This is a genomic window from bacterium SCSIO 12643 (genome assembly GCA_024398135.1).
Classification (GTDB): Bacteria; Bacteroidota; Bacteroidia; order Flavobacteriales_G; family Salibacteraceae; genus CAJXZP01.
Map to the genome: position 1 here is coordinate 2,542,977 of CP073750.1, position 19,734 is coordinate 2,562,710.

At 36.9% G+C, this 19,734-nt stretch carries 20 protein-coding genes and 5 tRNA genes; all 25 read left to right on the forward strand.

The genetic code is table 11. The features are described from left to right. The first annotated feature begins 9 nt into the window (after positions 1-9). Entirely contained in the window at positions 10-1,077 is a 1,068-nt protein-coding gene (gene prfA / locus KFE94_10805) for a peptide chain release factor 1 (GenBank protein UTW65167.1), read from the forward strand. A gap of 23 nt (positions 1,078-1,100) precedes the next feature. Beyond that, the gene (pyrF, locus tag KFE94_10810; protein ID UTW65168.1) at positions 1,101-1,922 is read left to right on the forward strand and encodes an orotidine-5'-phosphate decarboxylase; all 822 of its coding nucleotides are present in this window, start codon (positions 1,101-1,103) and stop codon (positions 1,920-1,922) included. A gap of 61 nt (positions 1,923-1,983) precedes the next feature. Beyond that, entirely contained in the window at positions 1,984-3,261 is a 1,278-nt protein-coding gene (locus tag KFE94_10815) for a DUF2851 family protein (GenBank protein ID UTW65169.1), read from the forward strand. Positions 3,262-3,333: 72 nt separating this feature from the next. Next, the gene (locus KFE94_10820; protein UTW65170.1) at positions 3,334-3,555 is read left to right on the forward strand and encodes a PspC domain-containing protein; all 222 of its coding nucleotides are present in this window, start codon (positions 3,334-3,336) and stop codon (positions 3,553-3,555) included. Between the two features lie 81 nt (positions 3,556-3,636). Further along, positions 3,637-4,572, forward strand: coding sequence for a potassium channel protein (locus KFE94_10825; protein ID UTW65171.1), 936 nt, complete (start codon positions 3,637-3,639; stop codon positions 4,570-4,572). A 3-nt stretch (positions 4,573-4,575) separates the two neighbouring features. Further along, positions 4,576-5,487 (forward strand): SDR family oxidoreductase, encoded by a 912-nt coding sequence (locus KFE94_10830; protein ID UTW65172.1) that lies wholly within the window; start codon positions 4,576-4,578, stop codon positions 5,485-5,487. Between the two features lie 74 nt (positions 5,488-5,561). Continuing rightward, complete coding sequence (locus tag KFE94_10835; GenBank protein UTW65173.1) at positions 5,562-7,085, forward strand: alanine:cation symporter family protein; 1,524 nt, start codon at positions 5,562-5,564, stop codon at positions 7,083-7,085. 121 nt (positions 7,086-7,206) lie between these two features. Next, on the forward strand, positions 7,207-8,139 hold the full coding sequence (locus tag KFE94_10840) for a helix-hairpin-helix domain-containing protein (protein UTW65174.1): 933 nt from the start codon (positions 7,207-7,209) through the stop codon (positions 8,137-8,139). A 27-nt stretch (positions 8,140-8,166) separates the two neighbouring features. Next, on the forward strand, positions 8,167-9,306 hold the full coding sequence (locus tag KFE94_10845) for an acyl-CoA dehydrogenase family protein (GenBank protein ID UTW65175.1): 1,140 nt from the start codon (positions 8,167-8,169) through the stop codon (positions 9,304-9,306). 55 nt (positions 9,307-9,361) lie between these two features. Then, positions 9,362-9,553 carry a 30S ribosomal protein S21 gene (gene rpsU, locus KFE94_10850; protein UTW65176.1) on the forward strand — a complete coding sequence of 64 codons (192 nt, stop codon included), beginning with the start codon at positions 9,362-9,364 and terminating at the stop codon, positions 9,551-9,553. Between the two features lie 88 nt (positions 9,554-9,641). Next, complete coding sequence (locus KFE94_10855; protein ID UTW65177.1) at positions 9,642-10,520, forward strand: tyrosine-type recombinase/integrase; 879 nt, start codon at positions 9,642-9,644, stop codon at positions 10,518-10,520. Between the two features lie 19 nt (positions 10,521-10,539). After that, positions 10,540-10,839: a ribosome-associated translation inhibitor RaiA gene (gene raiA, locus KFE94_10860; protein UTW65178.1), complete on the forward strand. Its 300-nt coding sequence runs from the start codon at positions 10,540-10,542 to the stop codon at positions 10,837-10,839. Between the two features lie 144 nt (positions 10,840-10,983). Then, a tRNA-Thr gene (locus KFE94_10865) sits at positions 10,984-11,057 on the forward strand. A gap of 84 nt (positions 11,058-11,141) precedes the next feature. Next, positions 11,142-11,224 (forward strand) — tRNA-Tyr (locus tag KFE94_10870). Between the two features lie 18 nt (positions 11,225-11,242). After that, positions 11,243-11,315, forward strand: a tRNA-Gly gene (locus KFE94_10875). 61 nt (positions 11,316-11,376) lie between these two features. Further along, a tRNA-Thr gene (locus KFE94_10880) sits at positions 11,377-11,448 on the forward strand. A gap of 57 nt (positions 11,449-11,505) precedes the next feature. Further along, on the forward strand, positions 11,506-12,693 hold the full coding sequence (gene tuf, locus KFE94_10885; protein UTW65179.1) for an elongation factor Tu: 1,188 nt from the start codon (positions 11,506-11,508) through the stop codon (positions 12,691-12,693). A gap of 73 nt (positions 12,694-12,766) precedes the next feature. Continuing rightward, a tRNA-Trp gene (locus KFE94_10890) sits at positions 12,767-12,839 on the forward strand. Positions 12,840-12,852: 13 nt separating this feature from the next. Further along, the gene (secE, locus tag KFE94_10895; protein ID UTW65180.1) at positions 12,853-13,047 is read left to right on the forward strand and encodes a preprotein translocase subunit SecE; all 195 of its coding nucleotides are present in this window, start codon (positions 12,853-12,855) and stop codon (positions 13,045-13,047) included. A 22-nt stretch (positions 13,048-13,069) separates the two neighbouring features. After that, positions 13,070-13,627 (forward strand): transcription termination/antitermination factor NusG, encoded by a 558-nt coding sequence (gene nusG / locus KFE94_10900; GenBank protein UTW65181.1) that lies wholly within the window; start codon positions 13,070-13,072, stop codon positions 13,625-13,627. A gap of 77 nt (positions 13,628-13,704) precedes the next feature. Next, positions 13,705-14,127 carry a 50S ribosomal protein L11 gene (gene rplK / locus KFE94_10905; protein ID UTW65182.1) on the forward strand — a complete coding sequence of 141 codons (423 nt, stop codon included), beginning with the start codon at positions 13,705-13,707 and terminating at the stop codon, positions 14,125-14,127. 28 nt (positions 14,128-14,155) lie between these two features. Continuing rightward, the gene (rplA, locus tag KFE94_10910; GenBank protein UTW65183.1) at positions 14,156-14,851 is read left to right on the forward strand and encodes a 50S ribosomal protein L1; all 696 of its coding nucleotides are present in this window, start codon (positions 14,156-14,158) and stop codon (positions 14,849-14,851) included. A gap of 25 nt (positions 14,852-14,876) precedes the next feature. Further along, positions 14,877-15,401: a 50S ribosomal protein L10 gene (locus tag KFE94_10915; protein ID UTW65184.1), complete on the forward strand. Its 525-nt coding sequence runs from the start codon at positions 14,877-14,879 to the stop codon at positions 15,399-15,401. A 28-nt stretch (positions 15,402-15,429) separates the two neighbouring features. Next, positions 15,430-15,807 (forward strand): 50S ribosomal protein L7/L12, encoded by a 378-nt coding sequence (gene rplL, locus KFE94_10920; protein UTW65185.1) that lies wholly within the window; start codon positions 15,430-15,432, stop codon positions 15,805-15,807. 111 nt (positions 15,808-15,918) lie between these two features. Further along, a complete protein-coding gene (gene rpoB, locus KFE94_10925; protein ID UTW65186.1) occupies positions 15,919-19,731 on the forward strand; it encodes a DNA-directed RNA polymerase subunit beta in 3,813 nt (1,270 codons plus the stop codon). The last annotated feature ends 3 nt before the right edge of the window (positions 19,732-19,734 follow it).

The following is a 19,734-nucleotide window of genomic DNA, read 5'->3' on the forward strand; positions in this document are numbered from 1 at the left end:
GGCTAAGATATGATTGAGAAATTAGAGTTGATTAAAGAGCGGTTTGGAGAAGTTTCTAAAATGATCGTTGATCCGGAAGTTATAGCGGACATGAAGCGTTATGTGAAACTGAACAAGGAATATAAAAGCTTAGGTAAGATTGTTGAAGAATATGACAAGTACCAGGAGGTCATTGAAAATATTAGTAACAATAAAGAGATCATTGCTACAGAGGATGATCCGGAATTTAAGCAAATGGCCGAAGAGGATCTAAAAGAATTAGAACCTCGTAAAGTGGAGTTGGAAGAAAACTTGAAGCAGTTGTTAATTCCTAAAGATCCAGAAGATGAAAAGAACTGTGTAATGGAATTCCGTGCGGGAACAGGTGGCGATGAAGCATCTATTTTTGCGGGTGATCTGTTTAGAATGTATACCAAGTACTGTGAAAGTCGTGGTTGGACGGTATCTGTGATGGATGTGAATTACGGGACACAAGGAGGGTACAAAGAGGTAATCATGGAAGTGTCCGGAGAGGATGTGTATGGTGATTTGAAGTTTGAAGCCGGAGTACACCGTGTGCAACGTGTGCCGCAAACAGAAACCCAGGGTCGGGTGCATACCTCTGCTGCAACGGTAATGGTATTACCTGAAGCAGATGAGTTCGATGTAGAGATAAAAACCTCAGATATTAGAAAAGATTTATACTGTGCATCAGGACCTGGTGGGCAATCAGTAAATACAACATATTCAGCGGTTAGATTGACGCATATTCCAACAGGAATTGTCGCGCAATGTCAGGATCAAAAATCACAACCTAGAAACTATGAAAAAGCACTACAGGTTTTGAGATCAAGAATCTATGACATGGAGCTTCAAAAGAAATTGGAAGCGGATTCTGAGAAAAGAAAAGGAATGGTTTCCAGTGGTGATAGGTCTGCAAAGATTAGAACCTATAACTATCCGCAAGGACGTGTAACTGATCATAGAATTGGTCTAACGCTTTATAACTTGTCATCGGTTATGGATGGAGACATTCAGAAATTGGTTGATGAGCTGAAAATAGCAGAGAATGCTGCCAAATTACAAGAAGGAGAATAAACAGAAAAAACCATTCCACTGAGATGACCAGATCAGAATTAGTTGCAGAGATCAGGAGAAAAAGATCTTTTCTGTGTGTTGGACTAGATACAGATATTAATAGAATTCCGAAACATTTATTAGATTCAGAAGATCCAATATTTGAATTTAATAAAATGATCATAGATGCTACCAAAGATTATTGTGTCGCATATAAACCAAATATTGCTTTTTACGAAAGTTTGGGTGAAGTTGGTTGGAAGAGTTTGAAGAAAACCTTGGACTATATTCCGGATAATATCTTCACTATAGCAGATGCTAAAAGAGGAGATATTGGGAATACTTCAAAACTATATGCCAGAGCATTTTTTGAAACCCAAGATTTTGATTCGATCACGGTAGCTCCATATATGGGAGAAGATTCAGTAACACCATTTTTGTCATATGAGAATAAATGGGTGATTTTACTAGCACTAACTTCAAATAAAGGCGCATTAGATTTTCAGCAACAAGAATTGCAAAGTGGAGGTAAAGTATTTGAGAAAGTATTGACTGTTTCTGCGCAGTGGGGATCAGATGAAAATATGATGTATGTGGTTGGTGCGACTCGTGGAGAAGATATTGGTGAAGTGAGAAAGCATGTACCCAATCATTTTTTCTTAGTGCCGGGAGTTGGTGCGCAAGGAGGAAGCCTGGAAGAGGTTGTCAAGTTTGGAATGAATAAGGATTGTGGTTTATTGGTGAATTCTTCACGAGGAATTATTTATGCATCCGATAAGGAAGATTTTGCAGTACAAGCCGGAAAAGAAGCTGAGAAAATTCAAATTCAAATGGCTTCATATCTAAAAGAATACGGGATGATATAAGTTAAAGATTTTTGGGAGCGTCATAAATTATATACTTTTATGACGCCCAAAAACTTAACTTATGACAGAAGAATTCTTATACCATATTTGGAAGTATAAACTATTTAACCTTAATAATCTTAAAACAACATTTGGAGAATCTATTCGGATTCAATCTGTAGGTAGAAGAAACAATGAATCTGGCCCGGATTTTATTGATGCCCAAATTCAAATTGACAATGTCCTATGGATTGGACTGGTAGAGATACATGTAAATGCATCTGATTGGTGGAAACATAAACATCAATTAGATCCTATATATCAAAAAGTGATTTTACATGTCGTATGGAATTACGACAAAGATGTATTTGATTGTAACGAGAATAAAATTCCTGTTTTAGAATTAAAAGGTAGGGTGTCAAAATCCCTAGTATCGACTTTTTACAAGAAAGGAAATCCAGTTGATAGTTTCGTGTGTAGTGGATTAACACATTACTTAAATGACTTTGAAACACAAAATTGGTTGAGCAGACTATTGGTTGATCGATTGGAGAAGAAAGTCAAAATTATTGAGCAGGTATATCAACATTTTAAAGGAGATTGGTCTCAAACCTTTTATAATATGTTATTGAAGAATCTGGGCTTTAAAGTAAATGCATTACCCATGCAATTAATGGGGCAAAATGTGCCGTTTCGAATTTTACTGAAATCTAGTGATCATTTAGAAAGGTTAGAAGCAATTCTTCTTGGGTGCGGAGGTTTTCTAGAAGGAAAAATGGAGGACGAATATGCGTATCAACTCCAAAAAGAATTTAAACATCAACAACATAAATATGAATTGGTGATTTTAGATAAAAGCTTGTGGAAATTGGGTAAAGTGCGGCCTGGTAACTTTCCGCAGATTCGCTTATCTCAATTGGCACGAATCATTCATGATTATGGTGATTTGTTTCAAAAGTTCATCCGAGATTTTAAAATAGATATGGACTTAAATGAACTTAATGTAAAAGCTACTGATTATTGGGATACACATTATACATTCGGAGAAGTGTCTTCAAGAAAAGAAAAAAGGTTAGGACGTAATTCTGTACAGAATATTTTGATCAATACTGTGGCGCCAATGCTCTTCTTTTATGGTAAAGAAATGGGTGCGCATTTTTATCAGGAACTGTCTATAGATTTATTAGAAAGATTACCAGGAGAAAACAATTCGATAATAAAAGCCTGGGAGGAAAACAATATTTTTGCAAAGCAAGCGTCAATTGGTCAGGCGCTCATTGAGTTAACTCATACTTATTGTGACAGAAAAAAGTGTTTAGAGTGTGGGATCGGTATTCAGATTTTAAGACGAGGAGTTTAAAAATTGTAAAGTCTTATAATTATGTTTTAAAATTTCCTGAATAATCTTTATTTTGAAACGAGATTTATAGCCATGGTAAAACGGATGATAAAAGAAATAGAACTTCGCGCATTTGGAGTATGCGATTGGTGGGGTGAAAAGCTAAATATTGATACCAATAGTATTCGCGTGTATTTTATTTACTTGTCATTTTTAACTCTGGGTTCCCCATTGGTTATATATTTGATGATGGCCTTTATATTGAAAAACAAAAACTGGTTTAAATATAAGCGCACAACAATCTGGGAGTTTTAATAAGTGACAATCGCATTTAAATATTTTAAGGAGCTATACTTCTCGCTCTTCCTATTGTCTATGGTTATTATAACCGGGGTAATGGGATATATGGTTATTGAAGACTACAATTTAGTAGATGCATTTTATATGACTATTATAACCGTTTCTACGGTGGGATTTAAAGAAGTGCAACCTTTATCTGTAGAAGGTAGAATTTTTACATCATTTTTGATTATTTTCAGCTTTGGTATTTTTGCCTATACAGTTAGTTATATTACCAGATATATTGTTAACGGAGATTTACAGAATTACTTTAAAAACTACAAAGTGGACGCATACATCGATAGAATTTCAGACCATGTAATTGTATGTGGTTATGGCCGTAATGGAGCTCAGGCAGTAAAAACCCTTTTGGCTTACGGCAAAGAATGTGTTATTATCGAAAATAACGATGATATTCTGGCGCGTTTAAAGGAGGCAAATTTGCTTTATATTAAAGGAGATGCAACTGCCGAGAAGACTTTGATTCGTGCAGGAATCAAGCGTGCAAAGTCAATTATTTCGACTTTACCAAATGATGCTGCTAATGTTTTTGTGGTATTAACAGCAAGAGAATTAGCCACGAATATTCATATTATTAGTCGCGCATCTGAAGATAGTTCTGAAAAGAAACTCAGAATTGCGGGTAGTGATAATGTAATTATGCCGGATAAAGTGGGTGGTGCACATATGGGATCGTTGGTAGTTACTCCGGATGTATATGAGTTCTTAGATCATATTTCGGTCATGGGGTCTAATGAGGTAAACCTGGAAGAAATCGCATATAAGAATATTCCTACCCAGTTTCATGGAAAGACCCTTGAGGAATTAGATAAAAGTTATGATTCAGGTTGTTTGATTATTGGATTTAGAACCCCTGAAGGCGACTATAAAGTAAACCCAAGTAGAGAATTAGTACTTGTTCCGGGATGTAAAATATTTGTACTGGGAACACAAAGTCAGATTCGTCAAATCAATACCCTCTTTCAGATATAAAAGATGAGAGTAGTTTGGGTAACTGGAACCAATGGGTTTATAGGTTCCCATGTGGTTGAAAGACTAATCTCTGAAAAATCGTATCATGTGGTTGGACTTTCTAAAGGAGAAAATAGATTAAGTTCTATCCCGGAATTGGAATATTTTGAAATTGATTTATCAACTGATTTTGACTCGAAAGTTACAGAGTTGCTCCCTCAGCCTGATATTATTGTTCACTGTGCAGCAATATCTCAGGTAGATCTTTGTGAACGCGATCCTGGATTATGTGAAAGTATAAATGTAGTTGCGACTGAGAAGCTAGTAAAGATTGCTAAAGAGTATCAGGCACAGTTTATATTTTTCTCTTCTGATTTTGTTTTTGATGGAAGCAAAAAAGAAATTCATGAACATGATCAAACAACCCCGATAAGTGTATACGGTAGGAGTAAAGAAAAAGCAGAATATCTGGTTCAGAGTTCTGGATTAAAATGGAGTATCATACGTCCGGTTTTGGTGTACGGATATTCGCGTGCTGCATCCCGAAATAATATCTTTTCATGGGTATATACAGCGTTACGAAACGAGGAGAAGCTGCAAATTGTAAATGATCAATTTCGTACGCCTACTTTTGTTATGGATGTGGTGGAATTGGTAAGTGGGATTTTAAATAAAAAGAGTACAGGGATTTATCATATAGGAGGAAATGATGTGGTGTCTGTATGTGATTTTGCTCAGTACATTGCTGTTGCTTCTGGTGTAGACGAAGAATTAATACAACCGAAGTCAAGTGATTTAGTAAGTGGTGGAAAATTAAGACCTCAATATTCCTGTGTAAATAACTCTAAGATTAATAAAGAGTTTCAAATGACTCCATTAGGATTCAAAGAAGGAATTTTAAAGGCGATTCAGCAGATTGAAAATCGTGGTAGATAAGTTATTCCGAATTAGATTGGGGTAATTGAAGATTTCTCAGATAGATATTTATATTTGACGATATAATTTTTTTTATGAAAAACACTATAAGTTTATTATTGGTTACCCTTGGTAGTATCACTACTGTATTTGCTCAAGAAGCTTCTGATGAAAAAAATATTGGACAGATAATTGACTCCTGGTTTGCACCAATTGTAGATGTTTTAGCGGTAGTGTTTTTCGCAGACCCTTTGAAATTATTGGGTATTGATATAGGCGCAGATGTGCCATTCATTGTGGTATGGCTGGTTTTCGGAGCGGTGTTCTTTACCTTTAAAATGAGGTTCATCAATTTTAGAGGATTTAAACATTCAATCCAGTTGGTTCAGGGGAAATTTGATGACCCAAATGACAAAGGAGAGGTGTCGCATTTTCAAGCATTAACTACAGCGCTTTCAGCTACTGTAGGGTTGGGAAATATAGCGAGTGTAGCAGTAGCCATAACAATAGGAGGTCCCGGAGCAACTTTTTGGATGATTCTGGCTGGATTATTAGGGATGTCTACAAAATTCACGGAATGTACCCTGGGAGTAAAATACAGAGAAATTCACGAAGATGGAAGTATTTCAGGTGGTCCAATGTATTATCTAACCAAAGGACTCAATAGACGTAATATGGAAATGCTAGGTAAAGCTTTGGCTTTATTATTTGCGGTATTAGCTGTACTAGCTTCTTTCGGGGGTGGAAATATGTTTCAATCTAATCAGGCTTTTTCACAGATGGCCGGACAGCTACCTGCTATTGCGGAGTATGGATTTTGGTTCGGATTAGGAATGGCCATTTTAGTAGGAGTTGTGATCATTGGTGGAATTCAATCCATCGCTAAAGTAACAGAGAAGATTGTTCCATTTATGGCTTTCCTTTATGTAATCTCTGCAATTATCATTTTGGGAATGAATTACGATAGAATATTTGACGCATTTGGGTTAATCATTCAAGGTGCTTTTGCTCCTGATTCTATTGCTGGTGGTTTTGTAGGTGTGTTAATGACCGGTTTTAAAAGAGCATCATTTTCCAATGAAGCTGGAGTAGGTTCAGCTGCAATTGCTCACTCTGCGGTGAAAACACACGAGCCTGTAAGTGAAGGTTTCGTGGCATTATTGGAGCCGTTTATTGATACAGTGATTATTTGTACCATGACGGCATTGGTGATTATCATAACCGGACAATATCAAAATGTAGGTCTAGAAGGTGCGCAATTAACATCTGCTGCATTCGAAAGTGCTTTTAATTGGTTCCCGATGGTACTGGCAGTGGCCGTGTTCTTGTTTGCATTTTCTACGATGATTTCTTGGTCCTATTACGGATTAAAAGCATGGACGTACTTATTTGGAGAGTCAAAACTTTCAGAAAATACGTATAAAATGATTTTCTTGGTGTTTGTTGTGGTTGGAGCTTCTACCTCTATGAGTGCGGTGATTACATTTTCAGATATGATGATTCTGGCTATGGCTTTCCCTAATATTATAGGTTTGTTGATTATGTCGTCTGAAGTTCGAGAAGACTTAAGAGTTTATGTGTATAAGGTGAAAACCGGTGTAATAAAACAATTTAAATAGGCATTGTTTAGAATACATTCTTATTGTTAACCCTAACATTTGATCATATTCTATAAAGTGTTATTTTAGAGCTTGCTTAGTTCAAGGTTGAAAAGCCACTTAATTCTTAAAATAACTCTGTATGGAAGGAAATTGGAAAGACCTCTTCTATTTTCATAGAAGGGAGCGAAATGGGATTTTCGTATTATCAACTATTATTCTTTTGTTATTACTATTTCAATGCTTTATGCCATTACTGGTAGATAAAAGGTTGGAGAAGGATACGCAATATCTGGAAGCATATTGGGCGCAATTGAAAAAAGACTCTCTGGCTTATCGTCAAAAGTTAGAAGCTAAAAAGGCAGTGAGGTATCAGGAAAGAATAAAACAGTCTGTTGTTTCAAATAGCATGAAGGAGGAATTTAACCCCAACACATCAACTGTCGAAAATTGGATGCAATTTGATTTAACCCAAAAGCAAGCAGAATCTATACTGAGGTACATTGATAAGGGAGGTGTATTTAAAGAGAAAAAAGATATACTTAAGCTATATGTGATTGATCAGGAGAAATATGTGCAAATAGAACCATTTCTTAAAATAGTTCACGCTGAAAAAAAAGAAAAGCCATCTTTCAACTTAAAACAAGATTCAGATAAGGTGGTACAAAAAAGAATAGAGATTTTGGTAGAATTAAATAGTGCGGATACTACAGCGCTTAAAAAGTTAAAGGGTATAGGTAGTTATTATGCAACAAGAATTGTAAAGTATAGAGATCAATTGGGCGGTTTTTATGGAGTGCATCAATTGTTTGAAATTGAACGAATGAGAGAAGAAACGGTGGTGAGTATTCTGGATCAGGTTACCGTTGATACTAATTTGATTAGGAAACTGCATTTAAACTCTGATTCAGCTGTTAGGATGGTAAAACATCCGTACATCACGTGGAATATGGCAATTCGGATTCAGGATTTTCGCGATTTTCATAAGAAGTATAAATCAGCACATGACCTCGTCAAAAATGGGTTGCTCAATGAAGAATTATATAGTAAACTTGTACCATACTTAGAATTATAGCAAGGATAATTTCAATTACGAATAAACATGAATTTCGAACAAACTGAGAATCAGCAGATGATCGCACAAATGGTGCGTGATTTTGCAGAAAAAGAGATAAAACCTAATATGATGAAATGGGATGAGGAACAAATTTTTCCGGTTTCTTTATTTAAAAAATTAGGTGAGTTAGGTTTAATGGGTGTATTAGTGCCCACTGAATATGGAGGCTCAGGATTTGGATATCAAGAATACGTGACTGCAATTGAAGAATTATCAAAAGTAGATGGTTCTATAGGTTTGTCAATGGCTGCACATAACTCATTATGTACAGGGCATATTCTACAATTTGGTAATGAAGAACAAAAGAAAAAGTATTTACCCAAGTTAGCTACGGCTGAGCATATTGGTGCCTGGGGATTGACTGAGCAAGGGACAGGTTCAGATGCTGGAGGTATGGCCACTGTAGCTGTTCAAGATGGTGATTATTGGGTGATTAATGGTGCTAAGAACTTTATTACACATGGGATCACCGGAGATGTAGCTGTGGTTATCGTAAGAACTGGAGAGAAAGGAGCGTCAAATAGTACTACTGCTTTTATTATCGAAAAAGGAACCAAAGGATTCGAAGGTGGTAAAAAAGAGAATAAGCTGGGAATGCGTGCATCTGAGACAACAGCATTATTCTTTGATAACTGTCGCGTACATAAAGATCAAATTTTGGGAGAAGTTGGAGATGGATTTAAGCAAGCATTAAAAGTTTTAGATGGAGGTAGAATTTCTATTGCTTCTCTTGGAGTAGGTATCGCAATGGGTGCTTATGAAGCGGCATTACAATATTCAAAAGAAAGAGAGCAGTTTGGTAAGCCAATTTCAGCATTTCAGGCGATTTCTTTTAAGTTAGCAGATATGGCTACGCAAATTGAAGCAGCACATTTATTAACGATGAATGCCGCGGATAAAAAGAATAGAGGAGAAGTAATTACAAAAGAAGGCGCAATGGCAAAGTTATATTCTTCTGAAATTGCAGTAAAAGTTTCAAATGAAGCGGTGCAAATTTTCGGTGGATATGGCTATACCAAAGACTATCCGGTGGAGAAGTTTTATAGAGATAGTAAGTTATGTACAATCGGAGAAGGAACCTCTGAAATTCAAAAACTTGTAATTTCTCGACAAATAATTAAATAATATTTGGTTTAAAGGATAATCGCATTACCTTTGCCGCCCTTAAAAAAGATTAAGAATGTTAATTGTACCTGTAAAAGACGGAGAGCCAATAGAAAGAGCTCTAAAAAAATTCAAGAAAAAATTCGAGCGCACTGGTGTGATGAAAGAGATGCGTGCGAGAAAAAAATATATTAAGCCTACGGTAAGAAGAAGAGAAGAGAAACTTCGCGCGATCTACCGCGAGCAATATTTGAACAATCTAGATTAATTAGATTATTCGATAATATTAGTTAAAAAATCCTGCGATTTGTCGCGGGATTTTTTAATTTTATACTCTAGCATTGCGTTTTCTTTTTATGCATATAAGCGAATTCCAAAATTATTTAGAGTCAGAAAAGCGGTTCTCAAATCATACCGTGTTAGCCTATACTAATGATTTGAATCAATTTTTTAATTTTCTTGAATCCTACTACGAAATAAGTTCTATTCAGGAGATCTCTCATAGAATGATTCGGAATTGGTTGGTGCATTTGCTAGAGAGTGGAGTAAGTAATAATTCTGTTAACCGTAAACTTTCCACATTAAAAACCTATTACAGGTTTATTCTTTTGTCTGAAATCTCAGATGTCGATCCAACAGTCAAAGTGATCGCTCCTAAAATGAAGAAAAGGCTCCCTGAATTTGTAGATCAAGTATCTATGGATAAATTGATGAATCAGGAAATGTTCTCAGATGATTTTGAAGGAGTGCGAGATCAAACTATAATGGAGTTTTTGTATCAAACTGGAGTTCGTGTATCTGAAATGCTATCTTTAAAAGTATCGGATGTGCAGAATAGGAATACCTTTGTGAAGGTATTGGGGAAAAGGAATAAGGAGAGGTTTGTTCCTATAACAACAGAATTAGATCAATTACTCACCAAATACATAGATATTAGAAATAAGCAGGTATCAACCTCAGATAGTTTATTCATTACTGCACGTGGTAAATCGGCTTATCCTAAACTAATTTATGGAGTGGTAAATAAGTATTTGGGAATTATATCTACAATTAATAAAAAAAGTCCTCACGTCTTGAGGCATACGTTTGCAACTCATATGTTAAATAATGGGGCAGACTTAAATACAATAAAAGAATTATTAGGTCATGCGAATTTATCCGCTACACAGGTCTATACACATAATTCTTTTGAGAAACTAAAAACAATTTATAACCAAGCTCATCCCAGAGCGTAAAATTTCGGAGGATTAATTTATGAAATTAAACATTCAGTCTATTCATTTCGATGCAGATCAAAAATTATTAGATATTATTCAAAATAAAGCAGATAAATTGGACACTTATTTTGATAGAATTGTTTCAGGAGATGTTTTCTTGAGATTAGAAAAGTCGGAAAACAGAGAGAATAAACTTGTTGAAATAAAATTAACGGTTCCTGGAAACGATCTTTTTGCTAGTAAAAAATCTTCAAGCTTTGAAGAAGCGGCTGATGAGGCAGTAGAGGCTCTAAGAAGACAAGTTAAAAAATTAAAAGAGAAATTAGCTGAGCGTTAAACGCTGGTTTTTAAGGGATAAAAAAACTTTCAAAAAAAAGTATCAAATTGTGTTTGGAGAAACGTATTTCTTTTCTACATTTGCATTCCTTTTTCAAGGAGGGTTTTAAGAAAAGAAAATCTGAACTGAATTTGGAGAAAGTTTGCCGATGTAGCTCAGCTGGCTAGAGCAGCTGATTTGTAATCAGCAGGTCGGGGGTTCGAGTCCCTTCATCGGCTCATTTTTTTAGATGTTTCAAGGTTGAAAATCTAAACAAAATTCACCAGTATCTGGTGTGGGTTCTTTTAAGTATTGAAAGATTTGGGGGGATACTCAAGCGGCCAACGAGGACAGACTGTAAATCTGTTGGTTTTTACCTTCGCAGGTTCGAATCCTGCTCCCCCCACATTAATTTTATTTTAACGCGGAAGTAGCTCAGTTGGTAGAGCATCAGCCTTCCAAGCTGAGGGTCGCGAGTTCGAATCTCGTCTTCCGCTCGAAATAAAATAAATGAAAAAGCCCCGTACGGGAGTTGCTTTTGTGAAAGATGAATCTATTGCCGATGTAGCTCAGGGGTAGAGCACTTCCTTGGTAAGGAAGAGGTCCGGGGTTCAAATCCCCGCATAGGCTCTAATTGAAAGTGAAAATATTGTAAATAAATAGAAACGTAAATTAAAACTTATAGCTATGGCTAAAGAAATGTTTGACCGGTCGAAACCACACGTAAACATCGGTACTATCGGGCACGTGGATCATGGAAAAACTACCTTGACCGCAGCAATCGCGAAAGTGTTATCTGATCAAGGATTGGCGGAAAAAAGAGATTTCGACACGATCGATAATGCTCCAGAAGAAAAAGAAAGAGGTATTACAATTAATACTTCGCACATTGAGTATGAGACTGCAAATCGTCACTACGCTCACGTTGATTGTCCTGGTCACGCGGATTACGTAAAAAATATGATTACTGGTGCCGCTCAAATGGACGGTGCAATCTTAGTTGTAGCTTCTACAGACGGACCAATGCCACAAACTCGTGAGCATATCCTATTAGCTCGTCAGGTAAACGTACCTGCAATTGTTGTTTTCATGAACAAGGTTGACTTAGTTGATGATGAGGAGTTGTTAGAGTTAGTAGAAATGGAAGTTCGTGAGTTGTTATCTTTCTATGAGTATGATGGAGACGACTTACCAGTTATCCAAGGTTCTGCTTTAGGTGGATTAGAAGGAGATGATAAATGGGTTGGTAAAATCAACGAATTGATGGAAGCTGTGGATAACCACATTCCACTACCTCCTCGTGATGTAGATAAAGAATTCTTGATGCCTGTTGAGGATGTATTCTCAATTACTGGTCGTGGTACTGTTGCAACTGGTAGAATCGAGTCTGGTGTAATTAACACTGGTGATGAGGTTGAGTTGTTAGGTATGGGAGCAGACAAAATGAAATCTGTAATTACAGGTGTTGAGATGTTCCGTAAGATTCTTGATAGAGGTGAGGCTGGTGATAACGTTGGTCTACTTTTAAGAGGTGTCGATAAAGATAAAATCAAAAGAGGAATGGTGATCGCTAGAACTGGTACAATCACTCCTCATACAAAATTCAAAGCTGAGGTTTATATCTTGAAGAAAGAAGAAGGTGGTCGTCACACTCCTTTCCATAACAAGTACCGTCCTCAGTTCTACATCCGTACTACTGACGTAACTGGAGAGATCCAATTAGAAGAAGGTCGTGAGATGGTAATGCCTGGTGATAACTTAACTATTACAGTTGAGTTGATCAACCCAGTAGCAATCAACTTAGGTCTTAAATTCGCTATCCGTGAAGGAGGTCGTACAGTAGGTGCTGGTCAAATTACTGAGATCATAGAGTAATTCTAGGTCTTTAAATAAAGAAAAACAGCAAAAAGGTGTCCGTCAAATGACGGATACCTTTCTGTTTAAATAAACGGGTGTAGCTCAATTGGCAGAGTAGTGGTCTCCAAAACCATTGGTTGGGAGTTCGAGTCTCTCCACCCGTGCAAAATTTTGTCCATGAATAAATTGAAAAGTTATATCGCGGACTCTTATAACGAACTTCGTTATAAAGTGAGTTGGCCAACATTAAAAGAGCTTCAAGGAAGTTCTGTATTGGTGTTAGTGGCATCATTTATTATGGCTGGTATTGTGTATCTTTTAGATGCTAGTTTTGGTCAGGTAATGAAGCTTATTTACGATACGGTTTATTAATAACCTGCAAAAACAAGTTGCTGTGGCTGAAAGCAAAGAGATAAAAAAACGCTGGTATGTGGTTCGCGCTGTCAGTGGTAAAGAAAGCAAGGTAAGAGATTACATTGAAATGGAAATCAATCGTCTTAAGATGGGTGATTACGTTTCTCAGGTTTTAATCCCGAAAGAAAAGGTTTACCAAATCAGAAATGGTAAGAAGATCCTAAAAGAAAGAAACTTTTTTCCTGGATACATTATGGTAGAAGCAGCTCTTGTTGGAGAGGTGCCTCACGTTTTAACTAGTGTTCCAAATGTGATTGGCTTTTTAAGTGGAACTAAAGGTGGTGAGCCTTTAGCAATGCGTGAAGCTGAAGTGAATAGAATTTTAGGAAAAGTAGATGAATTAGCAGACGCAGATGAAGGAGTAGAAATTCCTTATATCGTTGGTGAGACTGTTAAGGTTATTGATGGACCTTTCAATAGCTTCTCTGGAATTATCGAAGAAGTAAATGAAGAGAAGAAGAAGTTGAAAGTAATGGTGAAGATTTTCGGTAGAAAAACACCATTAGAGTTGGGGTATCTACAAGTAGAAAAAGAATAAGTAAGTAATTAATAAAAATATTGGGTGAAAGAGACTATAATGCTTCCCTCGGAAACCCATGTATAACTTGAGTAAAAATGGCAAAGGAAATAAGTGCGCTTATTAAGCTACAAGTGAAAGGTGGTGCGGCAAATCCGTCACCTCCGGTAGGTCCTGCTTTAGGTGCTAAAGGTGTGAACATTATGGAATTCTGTAAGCAGTTCAACGCCCGTACACAAGATAAAGCTGGTAAAGTTTTACCGGTAGTAATTACGGTTTTTGCTGACAAATCGTTTGAGTTTGTTGTAAAAACTCCACCTGTTGCTGTTCAACTCAAAGAGGCTGCTAAATTGAAGTCTGGTTCTCCGGAGCCTAACAGACGTAAGGTAGCTACCGTTTCTCAAGATCAAATCAGAGCCATTGCAACTGATAAAATGCCTGATCTAAATTGTTTCACAGTTGAATCGGCTATGTCTATGGTAGCGGGTACAGCTAGAAGTATGGGAATTGTTGTAAAATAATTCCTGGTAATTTTTAAATGGTATAAAAATGGCTAAAATTTCTAAAAAAAGAAAAGAAGTTCTATCAAAGTATGATGCTCAAAATCAATATTCTTTGAATGATGCTTCAGGTTTAGTAAAAGAATTAAGTACTGCGAAATTCGATGAGTCTGTTGACTTGGCTGTTCGTTTGAATGTAGATCCTCGTAAAGCTAACCAAATGGTTAGAGGTACGGTTTCTCTTCCTCACGGAACAGGAAAGGATGTAAAAGTACTTGTTTTATGTACTCCTGATAAAGAGCAAGAAGCAAAGGATAACGGTGCTGATTACGTAGGACTTGATGAGTATATCAATAAGATAAAAGGCGGATGGACTGACGTGGATGTGATCATCACAATGCCATCGGTTATGGGTAAAGTTGGTGCTTTAGGTCGTATTTTAGGACCAAGAGGATTAATGCCGAACCCTAAGACTGGAACAGTTACTATGGAAATTGGTAAAGCTGTGAAGGACGTAAAAGCTGGTAAGATTGATTTCCGTGTAGATAAATACGGAATTATTCATGCGGCTATCGGTAAAGTATCTTTTGATAAGGAAAAGATCGTTGAGAACGCTCAAGAGTTGTTACAGACGTTGATCAAACTAAAACCAGCTGCGGCAAAAGGAGCTTATATGAAAAGCATCACTATGTCCAGTACAATGAGCCCAGGCATTAAGGTAGAACTTAAAGCTGCTACGGTTTAATGTTTAATGTGAAAAACCTGAGTAAATGAATAAAGTAGAAAAAAATCAGGTCATTGATGACTTAGTAACTTTGTTGCAAGACAATTCGAACATTTATGTGGCGAATACAGCGGAGTTAGATGCTGAGTTAACTTCAGATTTGAGAAGAGCTTGTTTCAATAAAAACATTGAATTACGAGTTGTAAAAAATACACTTTTAGCTAAGGCAATCGAAAAAGTTTCTGATAAGGACTTTGGAGATATTCCTTCAGTGTTAAAAGGGTATACCTCATTAATGACTGCTGAAGTATCAAATGCACCAGCTAAGTTAATCAAAGAGTTTAGGAAGAAAAGTGATCGACCTATTCTCAAAGCTGCTTATGTTGAGGAGTCTGTGTTTATCGGTGATGAAAACCTTGAAGCACTTGTAAGCTTGAAATCTAAAGACGAGCTTATTGGAGATGTTATCATGTTGTTACAATCACCTGCGAAAACAGTTATTTCTCAATTAGAGTCTGGTAAGTCAACACTTGCGGGACTTGTGAAAACACTTTCAGAAAAAGAATCTTAATTAAGAACAATTATTAAAATTAAATAAAATGGCAGATTTAAAATCATTTGCTGAGCAACTAGTAAACCTAACAGTAAAAGAAGTTAGTGAATTAGCTGACATCCTAAAAGACGAGTACGGAATTGAGCCTGCTGCTGCTGCTGCAGTTGCTGTTGCTGGTCCTGCTGGTGGAGCTGGAGAGGCTGCTGAAGAGAAAACTGAATTTGACGTAATCTTGAAAGCTGCTGGTGGTCAAAAACTTAAAGTTGTAAAAGCGGTTAAAGAATTAACTGGTTTAGGACTTAAAGAAGCTAAAGAAATCGTTGACGGTGCTCCTAAAGCAATCAAAGAAGGCGTAGCTAAAGACGAAGCAGAAGCACTTAAAACTCAACTAGAAGAAGCAGGAGCTGAAGTTGAGCTTAAGTAATATTATCATTCACATTTGTGACATTTAGAGGTTTAGACCCATTTTGGGTCTAAACCCTTACGTGTTTATACACGTTTTATTTTTTTAGTTCTTCAATAAGATCATACTTACATGGCAGAATTGGCAAAACAGGAAAGGGTAAATTTTGGAACAGCGAAGAATTTATTGGAGTATCCGGATTTCTTGGATATTCAATTAAAGTCGTTTCAAGATTTTTTCCAGCTGGAGACTACAGCTGATAGCAGGGAGACAGAAGGCTTATTTAAAGTTTTTAACGAGAACTTCCCAATTACAGATTCAAGAAACAACTTCGTTTTAGAATTTTTGGATTATTTCATTGATCCTCCTCGTTACGATATAAAGGAAACTATTGAAAGAGGTTTAACTTATAGTGTACCACTAAAGGCGAAACTTAAGTTGTATTGTACGGATCCAGAGCACGAAGATTTTGAAACTATTATTCAAGATGTTTATCTAGGAACCATTCCTTACATGACCCCAAGTGGTTCATTTATTATTAATGGTGCCGAGCGTGTAATTGTATCTCAGTTACACAGATCTCCAGGGGTATTCTTTGGACAGAGCTACCACGCAAATGGTACAAAATTATATTCAGCGAGAATCATTCCTTTCAAAGGTTCTTGGATTGAATTTGCTACCGACATCAACAATGTGATGTTTGCGTATATTGATAGAAAGAAAAAGCTTCCAGTAACTACATTGTTGAGAGCAATTGGTTATGAAAGCGATAAAGACATTTTAGAGATTTTCGGATTAGCTGATGAAGTTAAGGTTTCTAAAGCAGGTTTAAAACGTATCATTGGAAGACGTTTAGCTGCAAGAGTTTTAAAAACCTGGTTCGAGGATTTCGTAGATGAAGATACTGGTGAAGTAGTATCTATTGAGCGTAATGAGGTCATTATTGATCGTGAGACTATCGTGGAAAACGAGCATGTTGATTTGATTTTAGATTCTGGTGCTAAGACCATTCTTTTACATAAAGAAGATGTAAATAGTACAGACTATACGCTTATCTACAATACATTACAAAAAGACCCGTCTAATACTGAAATCGAGGCGGTTGAACATATTTACCGTGTATTACGTAACTCTGAGCCGCCAGATGAAGAGACAGCTCGTGGAGTAATCGATAAATTGTTCTTCTCTGATAAGAGATATGACCTTGGTGAAGTAGGACGTTTTAGAATTAATAAGAAATTAAAGATTGAAACTGGTGAGGACAGTAGAGTTCTTACTAAGGAAGATATCATTTTAATTATAAAATATTTGATCGAGTTGGTAAACTCTAAAACAGATGTTGACGATATCGATCACTTGAGTAATAGACGTGTACGTACAGTAGGTGAGCAATTACACAACCAATTTGGTGTGGGATTGGCACGTATGGCGCGTACAATTCGTGAGCGTATGAACGTACGTGATAACGAAGTATTTACTCCTATTGATTTGATTAATGCAAAAACTTTATCTGCAGTAATCAATTCATTCTTTGGAACCAACCAGTTATCTCAATTTATGGATCAAACGAATCCATTATCTGAGATTACACACAAGCGTAGATTATCTGCCCTTGGACCAGGTGGTTTATCTAGAGAAAGAGCAGGTTTCGAGGTACGTGACGTTCACTATACACACTACGGACGTTTATGTACAATTGAAACACCTGAGGGACCAAACATTGGTTTGATTTCTTCTCTTTGTTCATATGCGAAAGTGAATAAACTTGGATTTATCGAAACTCCATACCGTAAGGTAAGAGATGCTAAAGTAAGCTACGCTTCTGAAGATCTGGTTTACTTATCAGCAGAGGAGGAAGATGGAATTAACATTGCGCAGGCAACTGCTCAGGTTAAGGATGATGGTGAATTCGCAAATGATGCGGTAATTGCACGTTACGAAGGTGACTTCCCAATTATCTCTAAAGAGGAAATCGGATTGATTGATGTCGCTCCAAACCAGATTACTTCAATTGGAGCATCGTTGATTCCATTCCTGGAGCATGATGATGCGAACCGTGCATTGATGGGATCGAACATGCAGCGTCAGGCAGTTCCACTTTTACGTCCGGAAGCTCCGATTGTAGGAACAGGATTAGAAGGTGATGTAGCGCGTGACTCTCGTGTATTGATCAACGCAGAAGGACCAGGTGTGGTGACTTATGTGGATGCATTAGAAGTAACAATTAAGTACGATCAGAATGATGATGACCGTTCAGTAAGCTTTAGAGGACCTTCTAAAACTTACCAATTGGTGAAGTATGCGAAAACCAACCAAAATACGATGGTGAACTTGAAGCCAATCGTGAGAGTTGGAGATCGTGTAGAGAAAGATCAGGTATTGTGTGAAGGTTATGCAACCCAACAAGGTGAGTTAGCACTGGGACGTAATCTGAACGTAGCATTCATGCCTTGGAAAGGGTACAACTTTGAGGATGCGATCGTTATTTCAGAGAAAGTAGTAAGAGATGATTATTTTACTTCTTTACACGTAGAAGAATTCAGCTTAGAGGTGCGTGATACTAAACGTGGTTTAGAGGAGTTGACTGCTGATATTCCTAACGTAAGTGAAGAAGCAACAAAAAATCTTGATGAAAACGGATTAGTTCGTATTGGTTCAAGAATTAAAGCAGGTGATATTTTAATTGGTAAGATTACTCCAAAAGGTGAGAGTGATCCAACTCCGGAAGAAAAATTATTACGTGCGATCTTTGGTGATAAAGCAGGTGATGTAAAAGACTCTTCTTTAAAAGCAGGTCCATCAATGGATGGAGTTGTGATTGGAAAGAAACTTTTCTCAAGAGCAATCAAAGACAGAAGACAAAGAAACAGCGAGAAGGAAATCATTGCGGAAATCGATTATAAATACGGAAAACAAGTAGAAGAAATCAAAGGAATTCACGCAGAGAAATTATTTGCTTTGGTGAATGGAAAAACTTCTCAAGGTGTATTTAATAACTTCCGTGAAGAAATCATTCCTAAAGGAACGAAGTTTACTTTAAAACTTCTAATGACTCTTAATTATGATGAGTTGAATCCTGCAGGATGGACGACAAGTGATCATACCAACGTATTAATTAAACGTTTATTCGTAAACTTTAATTCTCGTGTGAACGATGTTCTTGGAGTTTGGAAAAGAGAGAAATTCCAAATTTCAATTGGTGATGAGTTACCAGCAGGTATTGTTCAGTTAGCGAAGATTTACGTAGCTAAGAAACGTAAGTTGAAAGTAGGTGATAAGATGGCAGGTCGTCACGGTAACAAAGGTATCGTAGCACGTATCGTCCGTCAGGAAGATATGCCTTACCTGGAAGACGGTTCACCGGTAGATATTGTATTGAATCCGCTAGGGGTACCATCTCGTATGAACTTGGGTCAGATTTATGAAACAGTACTTGGATGGGCCGGTAGAAAATTAGGTGTCAAATTTGCGACTCCAATTTTCGATGGTGCTTCAGTTGCTGAGATTGAATCTTGGACTAAGAAAGCTGGTATTAATGATTTCGGTAGAACATATTTATATGATGGTGGTACCGGTGAGCGCTTTGACCAACCGGTAACTGTAGGAATTATCTATATGTTGAAACTTCACCACTTGGTTGATGATAAGATGCATGCGAGATCTATTGGACCATACTCATTGATTACACAACAACCATTGGGTGGTAAAGCTCAAATGGGTGGTCAAAGATTTGGTGAGATGGAGGTATGGGCACTTGAAGCATTCGGTGCGTCACATATCTTACAGGAGATCTTAACGATCAAGTCGGATGATGTTATTGGCCGTGCAAAAGCTTATGAAGCTATTGTAAAAGGTGAGTCTATGCCTAAACCTGGAATTCCAGAGTCATTTAATGTATTGTTACATGAAATGAGAGGATTAGGATTGAACATCACCATGAATTAATTG

Excerpts from the sequence above, each read along its gene's own strand:
- KFE94_10840 (UTW65174.1), top strand. The coding sequence starts at position 7,207 with ATGGAAGGAAATTGGAAAGACCTCTTCTATTTTCATAGAAGGGAGCGA.
- KFE94_10845 (UTW65175.1), top strand. The coding sequence starts at position 8,167 with ATGAATTTCGAACAAACTGAGAATCAGCAGATGATCGCACAAATGGTG.
- raiA (UTW65178.1), top strand. The coding sequence starts at position 10,540 with ATGAAATTAAACATTCAGTCTATTCATTTCGATGCAGATCAAAAATTA.
- rplK (UTW65182.1), top strand. The coding sequence starts at position 13,705 with ATGGCAAAGGAAATAAGTGCGCTTATTAAGCTACAAGTGAAAGGTGGT.
- KFE94_10855 (UTW65177.1), top strand. The coding sequence starts at position 9,642 with ATGCATATAAGCGAATTCCAAAATTATTTAGAGTCAGAAAAGCGGTTC.
- rpsU (UTW65176.1), top strand. The coding sequence starts at position 9,362 with ATGTTAATTGTACCTGTAAAAGACGGAGAGCCAATAGAAAGAGCTCTA.
- KFE94_10835 (UTW65173.1), top strand. The coding sequence starts at position 5,562 with ATGAAAAACACTATAAGTTTATTATTGGTTACCCTTGGTAGTATCACT.
- rpoB (UTW65186.1), top strand. The coding sequence starts at position 15,919 with ATGGCAGAATTGGCAAAACAGGAAAGGGTAAATTTTGGAACAGCGAAG.
- KFE94_10825 (UTW65171.1), top strand. The coding sequence starts at position 3,637 with ATGGGATATATGGTTATTGAAGACTACAATTTAGTAGATGCATTTTAT.
- KFE94_10830 (UTW65172.1), top strand. The coding sequence starts at position 4,576 with ATGAGAGTAGTTTGGGTAACTGGAACCAATGGGTTTATAGGTTCCCAT.
- rplL (UTW65185.1), top strand. The coding sequence starts at position 15,430 with ATGGCAGATTTAAAATCATTTGCTGAGCAACTAGTAAACCTAACAGTA.
- prfA (UTW65167.1), top strand. The coding sequence starts at position 10 with ATGATTGAGAAATTAGAGTTGATTAAAGAGCGGTTTGGAGAAGTTTCT.
- secE (UTW65180.1), top strand. The coding sequence starts at position 12,853 with ATGAATAAATTGAAAAGTTATATCGCGGACTCTTATAACGAACTTCGT.
- tuf (UTW65179.1), top strand. The coding sequence starts at position 11,506 with ATGGCTAAAGAAATGTTTGACCGGTCGAAACCACACGTAAACATCGGT.
- KFE94_10915 (UTW65184.1), top strand. The coding sequence starts at position 14,877 with ATGAATAAAGTAGAAAAAAATCAGGTCATTGATGACTTAGTAACTTTG.
- pyrF (UTW65168.1), top strand. The coding sequence starts at position 1,101 with ATGACCAGATCAGAATTAGTTGCAGAGATCAGGAGAAAAAGATCTTTT.
- KFE94_10815 (UTW65169.1), top strand. The coding sequence starts at position 1,984 with ATGACAGAAGAATTCTTATACCATATTTGGAAGTATAAACTATTTAAC.
- KFE94_10820 (UTW65170.1), top strand. The coding sequence starts at position 3,334 with ATGGTAAAACGGATGATAAAAGAAATAGAACTTCGCGCATTTGGAGTA.
- rplA (UTW65183.1), top strand. The coding sequence starts at position 14,156 with ATGGCTAAAATTTCTAAAAAAAGAAAAGAAGTTCTATCAAAGTATGAT.